15 protein-coding genes and 1 pseudogene are annotated in these 15,643 nt (G+C 58.9%); 4 read left to right on the top strand and 12 right to left on the bottom strand.

What is annotated here, in order from left to right; all coding sequences use genetic code 11:
• Window positions 1–42: 42 nt before the first annotated feature.
• On the top strand, window positions 43–870 hold the full coding sequence (gene phnX / locus D8V06_RS12620) for a phosphonoacetaldehyde hydrolase (protein WP_056854679.1): 828 nt from the start codon (window positions 43–45) through the stop codon (window positions 868–870).
• A gap of 64 nt (window positions 871–934) precedes the next feature.
• On the opposite strand, the gene D8V06_RS12615 is transcribed toward phnX, so the two are convergent.
• The 11 genes and pseudogenes from D8V06_RS12615 to D8V06_RS12570 all read right to left on the bottom strand — a co-directional run bounded on the left by D8V06_RS12615 (window position 935) and on the right by D8V06_RS12570 (window position 12,366).
• Window positions 935–1,303: a hypothetical protein gene (locus tag D8V06_RS12615; RefSeq protein ID WP_130904262.1), complete on the bottom strand. Its 369-nt coding sequence runs from the start codon at window positions 1,301–1,303 to the stop codon at window positions 935–937.
• Between the two features lie 190 nt (window positions 1,304–1,493).
• On the bottom strand, window positions 1,494–2,411 hold the full coding sequence (locus tag D8V06_RS12610) for a pyridoxal-phosphate dependent enzyme (protein ID WP_130931057.1): 918 nt from the start codon (window positions 2,409–2,411) through the stop codon (window positions 1,494–1,496).
• A gap of 168 nt (window positions 2,412–2,579) precedes the next feature.
• Window positions 2,580–4,619: an NADPH-dependent 2,4-dienoyl-CoA reductase gene (locus D8V06_RS12605; protein ID WP_056854681.1), complete on the bottom strand. Its 2,040-nt coding sequence runs from the start codon at window positions 4,617–4,619 to the stop codon at window positions 2,580–2,582.
• Between the two features lie 237 nt (window positions 4,620–4,856).
• The gene (locus tag D8V06_RS12600; protein ID WP_130904259.1) at window positions 4,857–5,663 is read right to left on the bottom strand and encodes a sulfite exporter TauE/SafE family protein; all 807 of its coding nucleotides are present in this window, start codon (window positions 5,661–5,663) and stop codon (window positions 4,857–4,859) included.
• Window positions 5,664–5,672: 9 nt separating this feature from the next.
• Window positions 5,673–6,905, bottom strand: coding sequence for an FAD/NAD(P)-binding oxidoreductase (locus D8V06_RS12595; protein ID WP_347238262.1), 1,233 nt, complete (start codon window positions 6,903–6,905; stop codon window positions 5,673–5,675).
• Window positions 6,906–6,947: 42 nt separating this feature from the next.
• Window positions 6,948–7,256, bottom strand: a pseudogene (locus D8V06_RS31070) (TIGR01244 family sulfur transferase); the annotation flags it as partial.
• Window positions 7,257–7,316: 60 nt separating this feature from the next.
• Complete coding sequence (locus D8V06_RS12590; protein ID WP_130904292.1) at window positions 7,317–8,180, bottom strand: MBL fold metallo-hydrolase; 864 nt, start codon at window positions 8,178–8,180, stop codon at window positions 7,317–7,319.
• 16 nt (window positions 8,181–8,196) lie between these two features.
• Window positions 8,197–9,600 (bottom strand): Na+/H+ antiporter NhaC family protein, encoded by a 1,404-nt coding sequence (locus D8V06_RS12585; RefSeq protein WP_241667812.1) that lies wholly within the window; start codon window positions 9,598–9,600, stop codon window positions 8,197–8,199.
• Between the two features lie 126 nt (window positions 9,601–9,726).
• Window positions 9,727–10,905, bottom strand: coding sequence for a PLP-dependent aspartate aminotransferase family protein (locus D8V06_RS12580; RefSeq protein WP_130904256.1), 1,179 nt, complete (start codon window positions 10,903–10,905; stop codon window positions 9,727–9,729).
• A 22-nt stretch (window positions 10,906–10,927) separates the two neighbouring features.
• Window positions 10,928–11,968: a PLP-dependent cysteine synthase family protein gene (locus D8V06_RS12575; RefSeq protein WP_130904255.1), complete on the bottom strand. Its 1,041-nt coding sequence runs from the start codon at window positions 11,966–11,968 to the stop codon at window positions 10,928–10,930.
• Between the two features lie 17 nt (window positions 11,969–11,985).
• Window positions 11,986–12,366, bottom strand: a complete 381-nt coding sequence (locus D8V06_RS12570) for a Rid family detoxifying hydrolase (protein WP_130904254.1) — start codon at window positions 12,364–12,366, stop codon at window positions 11,986–11,988.
• A gap of 129 nt (window positions 12,367–12,495) precedes the next feature.
• Here D8V06_RS12570 and D8V06_RS12565 point away from each other — a divergent pair, with 129 nt between their 5' ends.
• Window positions 12,496–12,954 (top strand): Lrp/AsnC family transcriptional regulator, encoded by a 459-nt coding sequence (locus tag D8V06_RS12565; protein WP_130904253.1) that lies wholly within the window; start codon window positions 12,496–12,498, stop codon window positions 12,952–12,954.
• A 304-nt stretch (window positions 12,955–13,258) separates the two neighbouring features.
• On the opposite strand, the gene D8V06_RS12560 is transcribed toward D8V06_RS12565, so the two are convergent.
• Window positions 13,259–13,906, bottom strand: a complete 648-nt coding sequence (locus tag D8V06_RS12560) for a TetR/AcrR family transcriptional regulator (RefSeq protein WP_130904252.1) — start codon at window positions 13,904–13,906, stop codon at window positions 13,259–13,261.
• Window positions 13,907–14,013: 107 nt separating this feature from the next.
• On the opposite strand from D8V06_RS12560, the gene D8V06_RS12555 reads away from it, so the two are divergent.
• Window positions 14,014–14,907, top strand: a complete 894-nt coding sequence (locus tag D8V06_RS12555) for an NAD(P)/FAD-dependent oxidoreductase (protein WP_130931056.1) — start codon at window positions 14,014–14,016, stop codon at window positions 14,905–14,907.
• Window positions 14,908–15,116: 209 nt separating this feature from the next.
• On the top strand, window positions 15,117–15,643 hold a 527-nt coding region (locus D8V06_RS12550; protein ID WP_130931055.1), incomplete at its 3' end, for a class I SAM-dependent methyltransferase.

Genomic DNA, 15,643 nt, shown 5'->3' with positions numbered 1-15,643 from the left:
TCCTGCATTGAACCGTATTGCCAACTCAGGAATTTAATTGCCATGAACTACACCAACCCAACCACGCTGCAAGCCGCCATCCTCGACTGGGCCGGCACTGTCGTCGACTTCGGTTCATTCGCGCCGACGCAGATCTTCGTCGAAGCCTTCGCCGAGTTCGATGTCCAGGTCTCCATCGAAGAAGCCCGAGGCCCGATGGGCATGGGCAAGTGGGATCACATCCGCACCCTTTGCGATCAACCGCAAGTCGCCGAGCGATATCGCAAAGTATTTGGCCGCACACCGACTGACGATGACGTGACCGCCATCTACCAGCGTTTCATGCCGCTGCAGATCGAAAAAATCGCCGAGCACTCGGCACTGATTCCCGGCGCTCTGGACACCATTGCCAACCTGCGCCAGCAAGGGATCAAGATCGGCTCCTGCTCCGGCTATCCAAAACAAGTCATGGATAAAGTCGTCGAACTGGCCGCCACCAACGGTTACGTCGCTGACCATGTCGTCGCCACTGACGAGGTACCGAATGGACGCCCATGGCCCGCTCAGGCGCTGGCCAACGTGATTGCCCTGGGCATCGACGATGTCGCAGCCTGCGTAAAAATCGACGACACCGTACCGGGCATTCTCGAAGGCCGTCGCGCCGGCATGTGGACCGTGGCACTGATTTGCTCGGGCAATGCACTGGGCCTGGACTACGAAGGTTATCGCGCACTGGCCAGCGACAAACTTGCCAGCGAACGCAAGCGCATTCATGCATTGTTCGAAGGCTCACGCCCGCACTACATGATCGATACCATCACCGACTTGCCGGAAGTGATCGCCGATATCAACAAACGTCTGGCCAACGGCGAGATGCCGCAAAATCAATAAAGAAAAGCCGTAGTACTCAGCAGAGTGCTACGGCTCTTTTTAACTTGAACTATTGCAATATCAATTAACGTTCATCGCCACCGAGAGACATGTAACTCTCAACGTCATCCGAATCTTCAATATTCAACGCTTGAAGTTCATCCACTGGACTCGCGGCATCTTCCACTTCCTCTTGTTCGACAGAACCTGGCTCTTCGTCAATCGCTGGTTGCCCAAGATCTTGCGTCTCGTCGATGGGCTCGGCCAGGCCGACCTGCCGCCCCGCCGCATCGATGATAACCCCATCAGGATAGAACGTCAGGCCATCAAACTCGAGTGAACCGTCCGCATACAAAAGGGCGCCATTGTTAAACTCCCGAGTCCCGTCGGACCACAATCTTCCCCACGTGTACTCAGTTACTTCACCACGGACTCCATTCATGTTTTCGTTCATGCTCATTCCTTTGATTACAAGATTTTAACTGCCAAAAACTGTTATTCGCTTTAAATAACGGCCATGCCCGACCAATATTAATCAACGGTCTTTATCACTCAAGCATAAAACTGAAAATACAGCACAAACAGAATCGGCCTACATCTGATCGCTCATTTTCGCCAGCGTGTGGTGACTTAACCGTCCTGACTCACTGAAATCCACGGCGCCCCTGCAAACCGCCGGTATGAACGAAGATCAGGCGTGCACCCTTTTTGAATGTGCCTGCTTCGACCTGCTGCCTGAGCACCAGCAATGCCTTGCCGGTGTAAAGCGGTTCCAACGGGATTGCGCAGGCCTGCTCTGTTTGCGTGATGAATTCGAGCAGCGAAGGATCGACTTTGGCGAAACCGCCACGACTGGCGTCGAGTAATTCATAAGCCGGTTCTGTCAAACCCGCCTCCTCGAGAATCACTTCAACCTGCTGCCTCACACCATGATCGTCAGGCACCGCCAGTGCACCGTAAACCTGATGCTCCCCCGCTTCGGCCAGTACCAATCCGGCCAAGGTCGTTCCTGTCCCGCAGGCCAGCCACCAACCATCGTAATCGCTCCAGCCCAGAGCGCTCAATTGCTTGCAGACCTGAGCCTTGAGCTGCATGCAGCCACGCGCCCCAGGCAAACCGCCGCCACCTTCCGGTACAGGTTGCAGGTCGGGATAGCGGGCTTTCCATGGCACCCAGAAATCCGCTGCATGCCGCGCCCGATAACCGCCATAACCCAGCCAGTGCAATTGCATGCCGAACGCCTGCAAGTCCCTCACCGTAGGGGTTTCCTGAGGGTGCCCACGCAACAGGCCTACGGTGCAAAAGCCAAATCGTTGGCCGGCCGCCGCCAGTGCATGCAAATGATTGGAGTGAGCCCCACCCAGGCTGATGATGCCTTTGGCGCCGGACTGTGCAGCAATGTTGAGGTGTTCGATCAGCTTGAACCATTTGTTGCCACTGATCAGCGGATCGATCTGGTCCAGACGCAGGATCGCGACTTCGATGCCGGCTGTGGTCAGCCAGTCGAGGTGGAGGCGTTGGAGAGGGGCTTCAGGGAGCCAGTCATTGGGAGGGGAAAGCATTGATGCAAGATCCGGGTTTGGAGCAGGCATCTTAGCAGCCTTCAGGCCGTCATCGCGGGCAAGCCCGCTCCCACAGGGGGCCTGCGCCGATCACAAAATGCATGACCGACACAGAACCTGTGGGAGCGGGCTAGCCCGCAATCGCCGTTGACACGCTAAACCTGCAAATTACAACTCAGCCGCCAACCGCGAACCCTGATTGATCGCCCGCTTGGCATCCAGCTCCGCCGCGACATCCGCGCCGCCGATCAGGTGCACGTTCTGGCCCGCCGCCAGCAGACCATCCTGCAGCTCACGCAGCGGGTCCTGCCCGGCGCAGATCACGATGTTGTCCACCGGCAATACTTGTGGCTCACCGGTTTCACCGATGCGAATGTGCAGGCCTTCATCGTCGATCTTCAAGTACTCGACGCTATTGAGCATTTGCACCTGCTTGTTCTTCAGACCGGTGCGGTGAATCCAGCCGGTGGTCTTGCCCAAGCCGTCGCCGACCTTGGATTTCTTGCGTTGCAGCAGGAATACATCACGGGCCGGTGCATGGGGTGCAGCCTTGATCCCGGCCACACCGCCGCGCGCTTGGAGGTGTGTGTCGATGCCCCACTCTTTCCAGAACTCGTCGCGATTCAGACTGGTGGCCTGGCCCTGGTGAACGAGGAATTCCGAGACGTCGAAGCCGATGCCGCCGGCACCGATCACTGCTACGCGCTTGCCTACAGGCTTGCGTTGCAGAAGCACGTCCAGGTAGCTCAAAACCTTGGCGTTCTCGACGCCCGGAATCGCCGGAGTCCTTGGCGCGATCCCCGTCGCCAGGATGATCTCGTCGAAACCGCCCTCAACCAGCTTCGCCACATCCACGCGAGTGTTCAGGCACACCTCGACGTTGGTGGTCTGCAATTTGCGAGCGAAATAACGCAGGGTCTCGAAGAACTCTTCCTTGCCCGGCACACGTTTGGCCACGTTGAACTGACCGCCGATCTCGCTGGCCGAATCGAACAGCGTCACCTGATGGCCGCGCTCGGCTGCCACGGTGGCGGCGGAAAGCCCCGCAGGACCGGCACCGACCACAGCGATCTTCTTGACCTGCCGGACCGGCACGTAGTTGAGTTCGGTTTCGTGGCAGGCACGCGGGTTGACCAGGCAACTGGTCAGCTTGCCGCCGAAGGTGTGGTCCAGGCACGCCTGGTTGCAACCGATGCACGTGTTGATTTCATCAGCGCGGCCTTCAGCAGCCTTGTTGACGAAGTCCGGGTCGGCGAGGAACGGCCGCGCCATGGACACCATGTCGGCATCGCCTTCGGCCAGGATCTGCTCGGCCACTTCCGGGGTATTGATGCGGTTGGTAGTGATCAGCGGAATGTTCACCGAACCGCGCAGCTTGGCGGTGACTTTACTGAATGCCGCACGCGGCACCTTGGTGGCGATGGTCGGAATTCGCGCTTCGTGCCAGCCGATACCGGTGTTGATGATCGTCGCACCCGCCTGCTCGATGGCCTTGGCCAACAGCACGATTTCGTCCCAGGTACTGCCGCCCTCGACCAGATCGAGCATCGACAGACGGAAAATGATGATGAAGTTCGGGCCAACGGCCTCACGCACCCGACGGACGATTTCCACCGGCAGGCGCATGCGGTTTTCGTAGCTGCCGCCCCAGCGGTCAGTGCGGTGGTTGGTGTGGGCCGCGAGGAACTGGTTAATGAAATAACCTTCCGAACCCATGATTTCGACGCCGTCGTACTCGGCCTGTTGCGCCAGGGTCGAGCAGGTGACGAAATCGCGGATCTGTTTCTCGATGCCTTCCTCGTCCAGCTCTTTAGGCTTGAACGGGTTGATAGGCGCTTGAATGGCGCTTGGCGCGACCTGCTTCGGGCTATACGCGTAACGGCCGGCGTGGAGAATCTGCATGCAGATCTTGCCGCCCGCCTCGTGCACCGCACGGGTAACGATACGGTGCTTGAGCGCTTCTTCCTCGGTCGTCAGCTTGGCCGCGCCAGAGTAGACGCCACCCTCATCGTTCGGGCCGATACCGCCGGTGACCATCAGGCCGACCCCACCCCGGGCACGTTCGGCGAAATACGCCGCCATGCGCTCGAAACCACCTGGTTTTTCTTCTAGTCCGGTGTGCATCGAGCCCATCAGGGTGCGGTTGCGCAACGTGGTAAAACCCAGGTCCAGCGGGGCCAACAGGTGCGGGTAATGAGCGGCGGTCATCGGTAACTCCACAACGAGCGATCACGGAAAAGTGTGAGCGCTCTTTGGCGCCCCTCTGTCATGGGTTACAGACTATGAGCAGTCCAGCGGCCGCTCAATGACCGAAACTGACAACTTAATGATCGAAATGAGCAGCAGGTCTTGGCAGGGAAAAAATGAGAAGCAGGACGAGACTTGGTTGCGGTTCAACACTCGAACGTCCTAAAGGGTTGAACAGGGCTAACCCCGGTGGGCTTTCTACATCCAGGTTTTGAGCATCAGGTAGCTTGCAACCACAACGCACACGGCGCAAAAGCCCAGTTGAATGACTTTGGCGGGCAGCCTCGGGGAGAGGATTCTGCCCAGTAGCATACCGACCACACTGGCGGCGATAAACATGCCGCCGGCCGCGGTGATGTGGGCACCGGCCAACAATGCGCCTGTCACGGCAGAGGCTGAAATCAAGGCGATGGCCATGAGCGAAGTGGCCACGATGCCATGCATCCTGATATCAGTCAGTTGTTGGAATGCAGGTACGATCAAGAACCCTCCACCCACGCCGAGCATCCCCGTGAGCAGCCCTGAAACCGAGCCAACGATGGCCAGAGTGGTCGAGCATTCCAGGGTCCAGCGCAGGCGACCGGTCTGTGGGTTGAGCATGCAGTTTTTGTGTTGCCAGCGCGGCTCATCGCCTCTGTTTTCAGACTGAGTGCTGCAGGCCTGTCGAATCATGCGTATCGCCACAACGACCAACACCACGCTAAAAAGCGATATCAGCACAGTGTCGGGCAGTGAATGAGCAAAGAACACTCCCAAGGGCGAAAAGACAGCACCTAACAGCGCCATCAGCAGCGCGGCGCGATAGCGCACCAGGCCCTTTCTGAGGCCATCAATAGCCCCTAATGTGGCGGCGGCGCTGACGGCGAAAAGCGCCACAGGTGCTGATTGCGTCATGGACCAGCCCAGGCCAATCACCAGCGCCGGGATGGCCAGAATGCCGCCCCCGGCACCGGTCAGGCCAAGGATGATACCGATGGCTATACCGAACATTCCACTCAGTAGCATGCTCGCCCCTCACTCAGGCCTGGAGAGGCTCGTCAGCCACTCACGGCCTTTAAGCATGCCGTTCCAGTAAAACCACGGCAGAAACCTGGCTTTCAGGAACCAGGCAGCACGCCGGGCGACCGTCGGATCCAGGGGAAAGGAAGGCAGCAATTTGCCGCCGTAGCCGAACTCAGCCAGCACCACCTTGCCCTTCTCCACCGTGAGTGGGCACGACCCGTACCCGTCGTAGCGCAGCGGCATGGGCTGGTGGCGACGCAGCGCGAGGAGGTTCTCGGCCACGACGACGATTTGCTTGCGGGCTGCGGCAGCAGTTTTGGCGTTGCTGGTGGAGCAGATATCCCCCAGAGCGAATACCTCAGGGTAGCGGCTGTGTTGCAGCGTCCCTGGATCCACCTCGCACCAGCCGGCGGCGTCCGCCAGGGGGCTCAAGCGTATGAAGTCTGGAGCTACCTGCGGCGGCACCACGTGAAGCATGTCGAAACGTTTGGCGTGCCGGCTGAGGGTACCCTGCTCGTCCCTGCTTTCGAACCAGGCGGTTTTGCCCGGACCGTCGACTTTGACCAGGTTCGAGCCGAACACCAGCTGCGCTTGGTATTTGTCGATGTACTTCATCAGTGGCGGGACAAAGGCGGCCACCCCGAACAGGGTGGCGCCAGCGAGATTGAATTCGACGTCCACGTCCTGCAAGACACCTGATTTTTGCCAGTGATCACAGGACAGGTAAAGCGCCTTTTGCGGGGCACCGGCACATTTGATCGGCATAGCGGGCTGGGAAAACAGGGCTTTGCCGCGGCGTAAGCCCTGCACGAGCTGCCAGGTGTAGTCGCAAAGATCATAGCGATAGTTGGACGTCACCCCATGCTTGCCCAGGTATTCCTCCAGCCCTTCGATCTTCTCCCAGGCCAGCCTCAGCCCTGGGCAAACGATGAGGTTTTGATAGGCGACACTTTGACCGTTGTTCAGCTTCAGGCGTTTACTGTCCGGCAGGACCTCGACCACAGCGGCCTTGATCCAGGTGGCGCCGCGCGGAATGACTTGCGACATGGGCCTGGCGGTCTTGCGCACGTCATACGCTCCACCGCCGACCAGCGTCCAGGCCGGTTGGTAGTAATGCTGCTCATTGGGCTCAACCAGCGTGATTCGTAGATCCGGAACCCGCCTGAGCAGGCTTGCCACGATGCCGATGCCCGCCGCCCCGGCGCCAATAACAAGGATGTCGACGGTGATATCGGGGACGCCAATAGAGGCTTTGGTTCGAGTGCTCGCAGACGCTTTTTGGCTGAGCCGGATTGAGCGATTACCGGTGCGGCAGAAGGCCAATACGGGTGCTGGCAAGCTGTCCAGTAGTCGGCCAAAATCCAGTACGTCACGGTCGCTGATGGCATCAGGCTTAACCGGAAGATAGGCAAACTCAAGACCCAGTCGTTTGGCTTCGGCTTGAATGGCCGCACTGGTAGGTTGATCCGTTCCACTTTCATGATCGGGTCGGTTACAGATGATTGAGCGAAACCCTAGCTTGACTGCTTCGTGCAGATCTTCCGGGGATACTTGAGCGGTTGTTGAAAAATCTTTGCTGTGGGTAGTGACCTGCATGCCAATTCGACTCTTGAAAGTTGTTGTCCATATCGTGCTGCCTGAACGCTAAATAGCGATTCAGAACACATTGAGCGGAGTCTTCAGGTAGCTGATGCCATTGGCTTGCGCCGGGGGGCTCTCGCCGGCACGCATATTGATCTGAACTGACGGCAACAGCAGTCTGGGCTGGCCCAGGGTTTTATCGCGTATTGTGCGCAGGGTGACGAAACCAGCCTCATCGACGCCTTGGCCAACATGGATGTTGAGCGCGCGCTCTTCGGCAACAGTAGTCTGGTAACAGTACTGGTCACGACTGGAGGACTTGTAGTCGTGGCACATGAACAGGCGGGTATTGCCTGGCAGCTCGAACAGTCGGCCAATCGAGCGGTACAACTGATGAGCGTCGCCACCGGGAAAGTCGCAGCGGGCAGTGCCGCAGTCGGGCATGAACAGGGTGTCGCCAACGAATGCCGCATCTTCGATCAAATAGCTCACGCAAGCCAGCGTATGACCGGGAGTGTGCAGCACCCGGACGGACAGCGCGCCAATGTGGAATGTATCGCCATCGGCGAACAGACGGTCGAACTGACTGCCGTCTACCCTGAACCCATCTTCGGCGTCGAACAGCCTGGCAAAGGTGTCCTGCACAAGAGGGATGCGATTGCCAATGCCGATCTGTCCACCCAGTTGCCCTTGCAGGTAGCGGGCGGCCGAGAGGTGGTCGGCGTGCACGTGGGTTTCCAGAATCCATTCGAGCACAAGCCCGTTGTCGCGCACTTGCTCAACCAGGAGATCGGCACTGGCGTAGGAGATGCGCGCGGCGGCAGCGTCGTAGTCGAGCACCGGGTCGATGATCGCGCAGCGACGAGTCATTAGGTCGCTGACCAGATAGCTATAGGTGCAACTCTCGGGGTCGAAGAAAGGTTCAAGGTTAAACGGCATCGTCATTTTTCCCTTCTCAATTCGTTTGGGTCACGCCTGCTGCGATGTACAGCAGCAGCGCAACCAGCCCCGCAGCCAGGCAGTACGGCAGCTGGGTTTTCATATGGTCCATGTGGTCGTTGCGAGTGGCCATCGAGGTCACGATTCCGGTGTCGCTGATCGGTGAAACGGTGTCGCCGAAAATCGAACCTGAGATGGCTGCACCGATGATCAAGTAGGGATCGGCCCCTGAGGCCGCGGCGATCTGGATGCCGATTGGAATCATGATCGAGAAGGTGCCCCAGGACGTCCCGGTTGACAGGGAAATCACACCGGCAACGATAAACACGAAGGCGGCGCTCAAGCTCATCGGCACATAGCCATTGATGTGCTCCGAGAGGTAGCCGCCAACGTTCAGTTCGCCGCACACATTGCCGATCAGAAAGGCCAGGGTCATGACCACACCCAGCGGGACCATCGACTGGTAGCCAATCAGCAGCTCGCGGAAATACTGGTCCACGCTCAACACACGCTTGACCAGGATGTAATGGATCGCCCCAACCACCTGACCCACCAGCACCGCCCAGAGCACTGCAGTGGAGCCCGAGCCTTTGCTGATACTGCCGTCACCGGTGATATACAGACCCACTGGTACGCTGACGATCATCGCCAGCAACGGCAACAACAGGTTTGAGGTACAAGGCGCTCGGCCTTGTTGTACCGGGCTGAGCTCTGTCACCAGAGGTATGGCACCTTCGCGCAACTCGATACCTTGGGCTGCACGCATGTTGGCGCGGCGCATGGCGGGAAAGGAGAAACGGGTGAAGATACTGAGCAGGACGAAGGCAAAGGTGATCCAGGCGAAGAAGTTGTAGACGATGGCGTGCGCCAGGATGCTGAATGGCTCTCCGCTGATGAAGCCCTTACCGGCTTGCACTGCGATCACTCCCATCATTGCTGCGCCCCAGCCGTTGAACAGGACGGATGACCATACGCTCAGGCCAGTATTCTGGATAACGTAGCCCATCTGTTCACGGGAAACCCGATACTTGCTCGACAAGCCGCCGGTCACGGTGCCGGCGGTGAGCAACGCGAGGTTGCTCTCGATAAAGATCAGCCCGGCGATAGCGCTCCCCAGCAGCTGTGAGCTGACCGGGCCCTTAACGATGCGCGCCTTGTCGGTCAGCAGCCTGACCAGCCCCTCCATGCCGCCAGTGATGCGGGCGAGATGGATGACGCCGCCAACCATCAGACCGAAGAGAATGGTTTTCACCGCCCCCTCAGACTTGAACACATCCACCATGCCTTGCACCGAACTGCCCAGGCCGTTGCCGATCTGGAAGTTCGAAAGAACCAAAAAACCCGCAACCACCCCTGCGAGCAGCGACAAGATGACCTGGCGGGTGAACACCGCGAGGAAAATGGTCACTATCGGGGGCATGATGGTCCAAATACCGAAATCAAACATCTTGCTTACACCCTTTCTGGATTGCTTATTGTTGGTTTTGTTAGCGTCTGACTCCAAGGCTTGCTGAACCCTGGAGGCTGAGGGGATCGGGAATCTCGGTCAGTCGACGCGGGTGTCGCGCAGCCGCTCGAAGCCTGCCTTCAAGTCGGCGATCAGGTCGTCGACGTGCTCCAGTCCAATGGACAGGCGGACCAGGTTCTCGGTGATGCCGAGGCTGATCTTCTGTTCATGGCTCAAGGAATTGTGCGACATGCTGTAGGAGTGATTGATCATGCTTTCCACCCCGCCCAGGGAGTCGGCCAGCACAAAGATCGACAGCTGCTCGATGAACCGGGGCATTGCCTTGCGGTCTGCCGCAAGTTTCAGCGAGACCACCGCGCCGCCGGTGCGCATTTGGCTTTTGCACAGGGCATGCTGCGGATGGCTTTCCAGCCCCGGGTAGAACACTTGCTCGACCTGTGGGTGGGTGCTGAGGTAGCTGGCGATCTTTGCCGCATTGCTGCACTGGCGCTCCATGCGCACATCAAGGGTTTTCAACCCGCGCAGGGCCAGGTAGCAGTCGAACGGCCCCTGAACCGCACCGATGGCCATGCTGATAGCGCGCAGGCGGGCGAACAGTTGCTCATCAGCCGCCACCACCACGCCACCGATCAGGTCGGAGTGGCCACCTATGTATTTGCTCGCCGAGTGCATCACCAGGTCTACGCCGTATTCGATAGGACGCTGGTTCCAGGGCGAGCAGAAGGTGTTGTCGACGCAGGTCAGGATGCCGTGGGCGCGGGCAAACTCGCTCACTGGCACAAGGTCCACCAGTTGCAACAAGGGGTTGGTCGGTGTCTCGATCCAAATCAGCCGGGTGTTCTCGCGGCGGCTGGCCGCCAGTGCCTCAAGGTCGTTAAGGTCAATATAGCTGGCCTGCAGCCCGGAGGTCTTGCTGCGGTAGTCCTGCATAAGGCGGAAGGTACCGCCGTAAACGCCGGCCATCACGATCACATGGGAGTCCTTGGGCAGTAGCTCAAGCACGCTGGCAGTTGCGGCCATGCCAGAGGCGCAGGCCGTCGCACCATGACCGCTTTCCAGCCTGGCGATGCAAGTCTCGTAGGCATGACGGGTGGGGTTGCCGACCCGCCCGTAGGCGTACTGCGGATTGTCGTCCAGGCCGCGCTTGCTGAATGAGCTTGAGGTGACGAGGGCCGGGAAGAGCGTATTGTCGGCGTAGCTCGCCTGTTCGCCGGCGTGGATCACCTCGGTGGAAAATTTGTTTCTGGTCTGGCTCATGGTCTGGGTGGCCTTGCGTGGGCTATAGAAAGCGATCGAGTTGTTTGGCATAGGGTGTGATGTCGCCAATGCTGCGCGCGACCCAGTCACGGTCGTAATAAGTGTCCAGATAGCGTTCGCCGCTATCGCACATCAGGGTCACGATAGACCCCTGCAGTCCCTGCTCCTGCATCTGCAACGCCACGCTCAGCGCGCCCCACATATTGGTCCCGGTGGAGCCGCCGGGTTTCTTGCCGAGTAGCTTTTCCAGCCAGTACAGGGTGGCGATGCTGGCCCCGTCAGGCACCTTGAGCATGTCGTCGATCACGTCCGGCAGAAAGGACGGCTCAACCTGAGGGCGGCCGATGCCTTCGATGCGACTGCCATGGTCGCTGGTGAGGCATGAGTCGCCGGTGCGGTAGCTTTCATAGAACACCGAGTTTTCCGGGTCGACCACGATCAACCGGGTGTCATGGCCCTTGTAGCGGATGTAGCGGCCGAGGGTCGAAGAGGTGCCGCCGGTGCCGGCGCTCATGACAATTGCGTGGGGAACGGGGTGCGGCTCGCCGGCCATCTGCTGGAAGATGCTGTCGGCGATATTGTTGTTTCCACGCCAGTCCGTCGCCCGCTCGGCGTAGGTGAACTGGTCCATGTAGTGGCCTTCACTTTCGCGCGCCAGGCGCTCTGCCTCGGCATAGACATGGGACGCGTGATCGACGAAGTGGCAGTGTCCGCCGAGCTGCTCGACCTGTTCGATTTTCTTGCTGGCGGTGTTGCGCGGCATGACCGCTGTGAAGCGCAGGCCAAGCAGTTTGGCAAAATAGGCTTCGGACACGGCCGTGCTACCCGAGGAGGCCTCGACCACATGGGTGCCCTCGCGGACCTTGCCGCTGCAGATGGCGTGCAGGAACAGCGAGCGTGCCAGCCGATGCTTGAGACTGCCGGTGGGATGGGTGCTCTCGTCCTTGAGATAAATGTCGACGCCCCTCAAGCCCGGAATGTCCAGCTTGTGAATGTGGGTGTCGGCGGAACGTAGCAGGTCGCAGGAAATACTCCTGATGGCCGTGCGGATCCAGTAATTCATCGTGGTCTGACTCCGGCTCAGCATGCAGCTACAGCGATCGCGTCCACTTCCACCAGCGCTGCTCGCGGCAAGCTGCTGACGCCGATCGCCGCGCGCGCCGGATAGGGCTTGGCGAACAGCTCCTCCATCACCCCATTAACCAGGGCGAAGTGGCTCAGGTCAGTGAGGTAGATATTCAGTTTGACTACATCGGCGAAGCTCATCGCGGCCTCTTCGAGAATGACCTCAAGGTTGGCGAAGACTTGCCGAATCTGCGCCTCGATGCCGTCGGCCATCTGCATGTGCAGGTCGAGAGCAATCTGGCCGGAAACGTAAAGGGTATCTGCGCATTTTACAGCCTGCGAATAGGGGCCGATCGCCTGAGGGGCAACGGGGGTGGCGATGATTTTCTTGTTCATCTCGGGTTTCTCCGGGCAGGTTGTATGGGGATAAATCTTACTTCTGGCCGGCGAAAAAAAGATTTTCTTCTTGCTATGATTCAACGTAATTTATAGAAAATTTTTCTACAAATTAGGATGTTAAGTAGAATGGATAGTTTTGATCGTCATATCCTCTCGCTCTTACAACGCGATGCATCTCTTTCCCTGAAGGATCTCGCCGAGGCCGTCAACCTCTCCACCACTCCTTGTTGGAAGCGCATGAAGAAGCTCGAGGAAGGCGGCTATATCAGGGCCAAGGTGGCCCTGTTGGATCCGGTCCGGCTAGGCCTCAGGTTATCGGTGTTCGTGCAGCTGAAGACTCAGCGTCACGACAGTCTCTGGCTGGAGACCTTCGCCAAGACGGTAATGCAGTTCGAGGAAGTGATGGAGTTCTATCGGATGTCCGGCGAGTGGGACTATATGCTGCGGGTGGTGGTCGACGACATCACGGCCTATGACAGCTTTTACAAGAAACTGATTACCTCTACCGAGGGGCTGTCCAACATCACTTCGAGCTTTGCGATGGAGCAGATCAAATACACCACGGAACTGCCATTACCTCGATGATCATGCAAACGTTTCATAAGACCGTTGCGGTAACGGTCAAGCCTGCTTCTACAATGAATCTCTTTCCGGCTTGCCTGCGCAGTTCCTCCGGCCACCTGGCAGGAATCGTCCGACTCTGTTGAAAAAGCCGGATTTCAGATCACCTGAACTCGGACACGGCCACCACCGGAGAGCAGTCGACCGCATCCAGGCTGGATGCTTGGACCGCGGTAAATGCGAGCGTCTTTTATCGTTGGAAAAAAGATAAATTGTCTTGATTTATGCCACCTTGGCCGAAGCCAAGCTGCCCGGAGCAATCAAATGCTTATTCGCCCGCATGGTCGTTGCCACCGTGCGCGGCGATGAACATGTCGACGGCCGACCGGCAATAGTATTCGATTTCGTTGTCGTCCTCTGCTCTCGCCTCATCGAAGCGCGCGATAATCAACAGATCAGACCCTTTGAAAAGCGCGGCAAACAAGCGGGCGGACCGCAGTGGGTCAGGCACGTTCAGAACCGCCTTCGCATGCAATTGACGCAACAGGGTCTCTATTTGGGCGATGACATAGGCGGGGCCGGCTTCGTATTGACGCTTGCTTAACGATTTTTGATTAGTCTTGTCGGCCATGATCATGGCTTCGACACTCCGCACGTCCGGGCTCAACAGAGTGCGAAGCAGGGTTGATCCCACCGCCATCAGCTGATCTTCGGCCGAACCATCGAAGCCTTCAAAAAGGGCCTGTGGTGCAAACTGATGACAGTGGGCCGCGATGGCCGCGCTGAACAGCGCCTCTTTGTTCTCGAAGTGCCTATAGATGCTTAGCTTGGATATCTTCGCCCGCTGAGCGACCTTGTCCATTGTCGTCGCTTGAAAACCCAATTCCACAAAAAGTTCGCACGCGGCATCCACTATCGTTTGGCCAAGCGCCTCGTTAGCGGGCCGGCCGCGCCGGCCTTGACTGTTTTCGGTCATAAAATTTCCAGTACTTGACAGTATTCCAATTTTTAAATTAGGGTACTCAGGAGTATCCTAAACATACAAACCAATCTCCCTTCGTCCACAACGCGGAGTCCATCACCATGAATGACGTCATCATCATCGGTGGCAGCTTTGCCGGCATCGCCGCCGCCCTGCAGCTCGGCCGTGCCCGCCGCAAGGTTACCGTTCTCGATACCGGCCTGCCGCGCAATCGCTTCGCCGGCCACTCGCACGGCCTGCTCGGTCACGATCACAAGCCACCGTTGGAAATCCTGGCCGAGGCGCGGCAGCAGCTTACGCGTTATCCCACGATCAGGCTGGTCAATGCGCGGGCCGACAGCGTTTCCGGAGCCATTGACCATTACTCCGTCCTCACTGGCGATGGCGAAAGCCTTGGGGCGCGCCGCCTGATCCTGAGCTATGGCGTCGTCGACCAGATGCCTGATATTCCGGGCTTTGCCGAAAGCTGGGGCACATCTATCGTGCCTTGCCCCTATTGCGACGGCTTTGAAGTCGCCGGCCAGCATTGGGGCCTCGTCTGGTCCGGCCCGCAGTCGCATAACTATGTCAGGCTGTACCACGATTGGACGGACACGTTGACGGTCTTCGCCGATGGCCACGACATTCCGCCCGATATCCAGGCTGATCTGGCGCGCCGCCATATACCTGTCGTCGATGGCCGGATCATCGAAATCACCCATCTCGGGGGACATAATGCCATCGTCAAGCTTGATAATGGCCCCAATGTCGCGCTCGACATCCTGTTCGCGCATCCACGCAACAAGCCGTCCGCAAGCCTGCATGAATCACTGGGCCTCGCCACGGTGGATACACCCGTGGGCGTCGTCCTCAAGGTCGACGAGCGCCGCGAAACCAGCATGCCCGGCATCTACGCCGCCGGCGACCTCGCCACACCCTTCTTGCCCTCGGTCACCCTGGCATCATCGCAGGGCGCGATGGCGGGTATCTTCGCCCAACAATCGATGTTGGTTTGAGGACATAGATTCCCTTACCCGGTTGCCACGGGCTATCGGACTCTGAAGGGTGCGGGCCGGTGTCATCGAAAACCGACTGGACGGCTAGCCCCGCAGTTCACCCGGTGCCTGAGAAGACGCACATGTCAAAAAACCAGATGCTCCGAAGCCAGCATCAGCGTCTCGTCCGACCACTCCTAGTTACAAACGAATCAGAACAAGGACATCACATGAAAGAGCAAAATGCATATCCAGTCGCCGACTGGAATGGTCAAAGCGGGGAGTACTGGGTCGCCAACCAGGCTCGGCTCGATGCCATGATGGCGGTGTTCGGCCAGGCCGCGATCGAAGCAGCCGCGCCCGCCACGGGCGAACGCGTACTGGACGTCGGCTGCGGCGCGGGGACCTCTACTCGTGATCTGGCCGACTGCGTTGGCGCGGGCGGCCATGTGCTAGGCGTGGACATATCCGAACCGTTGATCAGCAGAGCGTGCGCGCTAACGCCGCAGGATACGCCGGCCCTGTTCCAGGTGGCCGACGCCAGCAGCACCGAGTTGCCCGAAGGCGCGTTCGACATCCTGTTCTCGCGCTTCGGAGTGATGTTCTTCGACGATCCGACGGCGGCGTTCGCTAATATGCGCCGTGCGCTCAAGCCGGGCGCGCGGGTCGCTTTCGTCTGCTGGCGCGGCATGGCCGAGAACGATTGGGTGCGCTTGCCGATGGGCGCGATCAGGGGGATCGTCCCGCCGATCACCCC

Origin of the sequence: Pseudomonas sp. Sample_24, assembly GCF_004307605.1 — a bacterium.
GTDB lineage: Bacteria > Pseudomonadota > Gammaproteobacteria > Pseudomonadales > Pseudomonadaceae > Aquipseudomonas.
This window is presented reverse-complemented; position numbering and strand designations above follow the sequence as displayed.